This window comes from uncultured Streptococcus sp. (genome assembly GCF_915066115.1).
Classification (GTDB): domain Bacteria; phylum Bacillota; class Bacilli; order Lactobacillales; family Streptococcaceae; genus Streptococcus.
The window spans coordinates 1-5,316 of sequence record NZ_CAJZDT010000127.1 but is presented as its reverse complement, the minus strand read 5'-3'; the positions used below and the strand labels follow the sequence as shown (position 1 = coordinate 5,316).

Genomic DNA, 5,316 nt, shown 5'->3' with positions numbered 1-5,316 from the left:
CAGAAGATGAGTCCATTTATCTAAGCTATTTCCAGTATAGGAATCATACAAAAGCGTCAAACGATGAAAAAGATAGCCTAGTAAGATACCTAACAGTAAGAATAGTAGGAATTTCTTTCCACTGTACATCATCTCACCATCTCTTTCTGTTTGACGGCCCCTTCTTGTCTAAAGGTAATTTGAGATTTAGCCTCATCAATTGCATCGTCTAATGACTGATCCATGGTAAAATCATCTAATTTCTCTGGATTATTAACCATTTTTTCTAACAGATGGTCTAAATGATTGTCCAGAATCGAACGGTCTTTCGTGTAGAAATGTAGAGAATCCCCTTGCCAAGCGATGGCTAAAGGAATCTCTTCTTTTTCTAAAAAAGCTTTAAATTTCTCTATATCAATTGGTTTGTCTAAAAAATCTTTTTTCAGATTAATCGTATCAATCGCATAGGGAGATTGTAGCAATTCTTCTAATTTCTGTACCCCTATCTTATAGGCGAAATCCTGTGCTAAAGCCTGACGTCTAGACCATTCTAGAATCTTTAAAAGACTTTTTACAGTAAATAAAAGACTACGCTCAGCATATTGAACTGCCATTCGTTCCTGTTGTTCAGAGGACATCTGATACCTCCTTCTTAACAAATAGCAGCTTTCCTTCTTTATAACGATAAGCTATCAATTTCTGACGTTGCTTAATCGACTTAACAACCTGCAGTAGATCTCTCGAATAAGGTTCTCGAAGAGTAACTTCTACTGCTTTCCCATCAACGATACCAACACGTTTAAATTCAATGTAGTCTTTTTTGAGATGTCCTAAGCCCATACCAAAAGGAAAGTGATGAATCAATTGGATGGTACAACCACCTTTATTTCCCATTTGTTTCAAATCATACAAGTTTACTACCTTCATGATTAACTCCTTTATCTAGTTTGTCGCATCGTTTGAGTCTGGTAACGATAAACTCCGTGTCTGTTAGAAAATTCTCACACACGTCTTGTGCCAGTTGCCCTTCACAGGGAAATACTCTCAGTCCCTACTTACACAGGCACGCTAATCAAGACGGAGTGGATTCAATTTTCAAAGAACAGGTAGCTTTATTATAGATAAGAGTAGTTGAAATTTTTATCACATTTTTTATTTTTCTGTAGAGCTAAATTCATTCTAAACAAAGATTTTGAAATAAAAGACTAACATTGTTTCATAACGTTAGCATTCCATTTCCCTAAAACAAGCTAATTTACTCTAAAAAAGCAGCAAACTATAAACTAGTAGGTTCCACACTAAATGTAGCCCCATACTGCCCCATAAGTCAGATTTATAGCGTACAAGTCCTAAAAACATCCCAAGTGAAACATATAAACACCAAGCTAGAATGGTTCCTGGATGATGTGCTAAGGCAAATAAAACACTTGTCAACGCAATTCTGATATCTAATTTTCTGACCAAGTTCCATAAAATTTCTCGATACAGAAATTCTTCAACCATACTCGCATTGATTAAGAACAATAAAAATGAAAACCAAGGAACTTGATGTTGAAGGCCAATTAAGTTTGCTTGATTCGTAGTTCCTTGAGCATGAATCAGGCTAAAACATAGACTTATAATCAGTAGGTTAGCTAATCCAATACCAAGCCATTTCATCCTAGATTTCATACTGACCTTATGCACTTTTTTACGTTGGCCATACATCCATAAAAAAGAAATGAGTGACGAACCATAGAGAATCTGTAGTATAGTTAACTCACCGATACAAAGAAATTTCAGTAAGTATAGAGATACCAATAGGACATTTACTTGTTGGAATATATAAACTGGAATTATTCTTTTCATAGTTACCTCCGAAATAAATCTTCATAATCTAAATCTAATACCTGCACAATCCTTTCTACCCATGGACTTTGAGGCATTCGTTGTTCCATCTTATAGTGACGAATCTTTTGATACAAACGATTCAATTCACTTGGATAGTGAAACTCTCCCGCAAACATTTTTCTGGTTAACTCAATCCAGCTGATATTTCTTTCAGCCAAAATAATGGACAAGTTCTCCCAAAATCGTTCAGCCATATTGATTCTCCTTTAGTTAGATAAATAATGTGTTTGTGCCATGTAAATCAATTGTTTCGTATCTCTTGGCAATAAAGCTCTAGCCTCTTCCAAATTCAGATTTGGATAAACTCTCTTATTTGAAACCGCAAGAGGAAGTCTAATAGTTAGTTCAGGATTTTTTAATATCATTTCAATGAAATCCGTTAGTCTTAAATTGTCACGGTTCTTAAATCGTAATAAATTAGGAGATAAAAACTCAAAACAATCTGAAGAATAGCTCATCATCTCAATTAATTTATCCCTTGTCATTTCAGAAATCGAATGACAGGATACCTCAATGCCATAGTTTTGGAAGAATTCTAAAAGAAGTTGATTTCTATGGTTATTTTTACTTAGATAGAGGTCAATCATGGGAAACCTCCCAAAGATTCGGTTCCATTTGATATTCTGATACGATTAAGGAATCTAATAAATTTGCGAAGTTAATCGGTTGCTTGTCTTCATCATAAGCTTTTACAGTTACTTGGGTTGTAAGTATTCCCTCTTTTCCCTCGGCTCGATAGCCTTGTCCATATAAAACAAAAACAAGATTTTGATGATCATCTACAAAGGCATCAGCTCCGTTCTTTATATCCTGACTTTCAAGGAATTCCATAATGTTTTGAAGATAGGATTCGTAAAATAGGGGGTAGTTGTGTTTTTTATGGTAATCATCTAAAAATGTCACCTCAAACTCACATGGATAATTGGGCATCAAAAATATTTGTTCATCCAGCTGTCTGATTTCTGCATCATGTAATTCTGTTTCTAATTCATCACAATCTAGTATTGACTCTTTATTTAAAGCTTTCATCTTTTTCCTCTACTTCTTTTAATTTCTTTGCGATTGCGGCAATCACAGGAACGGTTACACTATTACCAGCTTGTTTATAGAGCTGACTATTACTAGAGACTTTTCTAGCAGCTTCAAAAGCCCAATCAGGAAATCCCTGCAGTCTAAAACACTCTTTAGGGGTGATTCTTCGTATCCTCAAACGGTAAAATTGCCCATCAATTAAGACACCGGCTACATGATAAACTTGCTTATCTTCCCCTTCATAGCTAGCCACTACTACTCCCATTTGCCCACTAGTTGTTAACGTATTCGCTATACCTTTTCCAACTCTACCACGACGATACTGAGAACTTGGTCTTTCTAAATTGATTGAATCCCCAATCTCTGCTTGAGCATATCCTTTTTTCGTTGCTTCCCGTACTTTTAGAAATTGGATTGGTTCTGGAATCAGTATTTTGGGGATTTTATCTCCACCTTGCATCGTAGTCAGTGTTGGAGATAGCCCCTCACTTCCATAGACGCGACCAGTTTCCTTAAAGCTAGTTGGTAAATCTCCAACAACGATAATACCATGGCGATCCTGAGTATTTAAAGTAAACATTGGCTCTTGATTATCCTTGAAACGTCTACCATTTTGTCTTTTTTCTAATCTATCTGGTGTCATACAAGGAATCGCAACTTTAAATCCTTCTCCTTTACCACGAACTAAGGTTGGCGCAAGACCTTCTGAATAATAGACTTTACCGCTCATGCCACTTTTTGATGGATTCAAATTCCCTAATGTTTTTAAAATCTCAGAGTTAGTTGCTTGACCTTCTCGTCTGAAAGGAAATAAGAGTCTGGTACCTTTCTTTCTAGAATGTCCGATAATAAACACCCTCTCCCTGTTTTGGGGAACGCCAAAATCCTTACTGTTAAGCACCTGCCACTCAACATCAAACCCCAACTCATCAAGTGTGGTAAGGATTGTGGTGAACGTCCGTCCCTTATCGTGATTGAGTAGGCCTTTAACATTTTCAAGAAAAAGAAAACGTGGTTGGATTTGTTTGGTCGCTCGAGCAATTTCAAAGAACAAAGTTCCTCTAGTATCTTCAAATCCCAATCGTCTTCCTGCGATTGAAAATGCTTGACAAGGGAATCCCCCACAGATGACATCGACTTTCCCTCTAAGTTTTTTAAATACGTCATCTGAAACATCTCGTATGTCATGAAATTCTATTTCTCCTTCCGTTTGAAAAATGGACTTATAAGATTCTCTAGCAAATTTATCAATCTCACAAAATCCAATACACTCATGTCCGACACTTTCCATTCCTAGTCGAAAACCCCCGATACCTGAAAATAAATCAATAAATCTCATTTCTTTATCACCCCTTTCTTATCGACTACCATTGTCAAAACTGTCACTCCACTTGAAATGACAATAAGAATAACTAATATCCACTCGATTGACGACATTTAACCACCTCCTTTTCTAACACGGTTATTCCAAACAGAATACAAGCCGTTAAACACAAATTCAGCAAGTACTTCCGCTCGTCTAACAAAGTGAACATTATCTAGAGCATACTGATAGATTCTCTCAAAATCAGTCATAGCAATTTCACTGGCTGTTTCAGAAAAACCCTCTCGTCTAAATTGATCTTGTACCAATCCCCAAATATAATCTCGATCATATTTTGTGACCTTTTCTACTTTTCTTCTCAAAATAGGTTGAGTATTCCTATCCTCCTCATCCTCAATAAATAAAGAATCAGTCTCACTATATTTAGTCTCACTAACTTCAGTCTCACTAGGGGCTAAATGTGAGACGGGGGCCGTTTCATTTTCATACAGGCCTAGTCTTTTTTTAACACTAGGCCTGTTTGAATTACCTACTGGGGTAGAAGATAATTCACCTAAATAAATCTTATTAGCTAGTCTTCCTTTCTCACTTGAAGACTGTTGGACTTCATCAATTAAGTCATATTCTTTAAGAATTTTTTTGATGGACAGTAATTTTGACTTCGAACAACCTAACAGCTTCATCAGTTTAGAATTAGAAAATACTAAATAAACCGCCCCTTCTTCATCTATCCAACCACGACTGAGAGATAATTCTAAACGATCTTTTAAAATAGAATAAGCCACCTTTACTTCTAGTTTCATATCCATATATTTCTCATCCTCAAAAAGAATTTTAGGTAATTTATAATACCGTTCTGAAGTTTGGTATTGGTTTGCGGTAATTCTTTTCATAGCGCGCCTCCAAGTTCTTTGAGTGTTAAATCTCCACTTAATTCCAAGTGAACCAAGCCACTTTTTTCCAATTCAGCCATAAGAGAGATGGCTTCAACAATGTCAATTCCCATTTCACGTACTAAAAATGAAATGACGATATAGCGTGATGATTGTAATTCTTTTGTCATTTTTCCTCCTGATAATAAAAAAAGAGAA

Annotated in this window: 9 protein-coding genes; all 9 read right to left on the bottom strand. The window is 35.9% G+C overall.

Going from position 1 to position 5,316, the window contains the following annotated elements:
• Positions 1 to 128: 128 nt before the first annotated feature.
• The 9 genes from QZ565_RS08075 to QZ565_RS08035 all read right to left on the bottom strand — a co-directional run bounded on the left by QZ565_RS08075 (position 129) and on the right by QZ565_RS08035 (position 5,288).
• On the bottom strand, positions 129 to 617 hold the full coding sequence (locus QZ565_RS08075) for a hypothetical protein (RefSeq protein WP_295528000.1): 489 nt from the start codon (positions 615 to 617) through the stop codon (positions 129 to 131).
• Entirely contained in the window at positions 607 to 906 is a 300-nt protein-coding gene (locus QZ565_RS08070) for a hypothetical protein (RefSeq protein WP_033685091.1), read from the bottom strand. Before QZ565_RS08070 ends, QZ565_RS08075 begins: the two co-directional genes overlap by 11 nt.
• Positions 907 to 1,239: 333 nt before the next feature.
• Positions 1,240 to 1,827 carry a type II CAAX endopeptidase family protein gene (locus QZ565_RS08065; protein WP_295527995.1) on the bottom strand — a complete coding sequence of 196 codons (588 nt, stop codon included), beginning with the start codon at positions 1,825 to 1,827 and terminating at the stop codon, positions 1,240 to 1,242.
• Positions 1,828 to 1,829: 2 nt separating this feature from the next.
• Entirely contained in the window at positions 1,830 to 2,063 is a 234-nt protein-coding gene (locus QZ565_RS08060) for a hypothetical protein (protein ID WP_000840776.1), read from the bottom strand.
• A gap of 12 nt (positions 2,064 to 2,075) precedes the next feature.
• On the bottom strand, positions 2,076 to 2,456 hold the full coding sequence (locus QZ565_RS08055; protein WP_000566528.1) for a hypothetical protein: 381 nt from the start codon (positions 2,454 to 2,456) through the stop codon (positions 2,076 to 2,078).
• Positions 2,449 to 2,898 carry a hypothetical protein gene (locus QZ565_RS08050; RefSeq protein WP_061370804.1) on the bottom strand — a complete coding sequence of 150 codons (450 nt, stop codon included), beginning with the start codon at positions 2,896 to 2,898 and terminating at the stop codon, positions 2,449 to 2,451. Before QZ565_RS08050 ends, QZ565_RS08055 begins: the two co-directional genes overlap by 8 nt.
• Positions 2,882 to 4,240, bottom strand: coding sequence for a DNA (cytosine-5-)-methyltransferase (gene dcm, locus QZ565_RS08045; RefSeq protein WP_295527988.1), 1,359 nt, complete (start codon positions 4,238 to 4,240; stop codon positions 2,882 to 2,884). The genes QZ565_RS08050 and dcm overlap by 17 nt, the downstream gene beginning before the upstream one ends.
• Positions 4,241 to 4,338: 98 nt before the next feature.
• The gene (locus QZ565_RS08040) at positions 4,339 to 5,118 is read right to left on the bottom strand and encodes a replication initiator protein A (protein ID WP_295527985.1); all 780 of its coding nucleotides are present in this window, start codon (positions 5,116 to 5,118) and stop codon (positions 4,339 to 4,341) included.
• Entirely contained in the window at positions 5,115 to 5,288 is a 174-nt protein-coding gene (locus QZ565_RS08035) for a hypothetical protein (RefSeq protein ID WP_295527982.1), read from the bottom strand. The genes QZ565_RS08040 and QZ565_RS08035 overlap by 4 nt, the downstream gene beginning before the upstream one ends.
• Between the last annotated feature and the right edge of the window lie 28 nt (positions 5,289 to 5,316).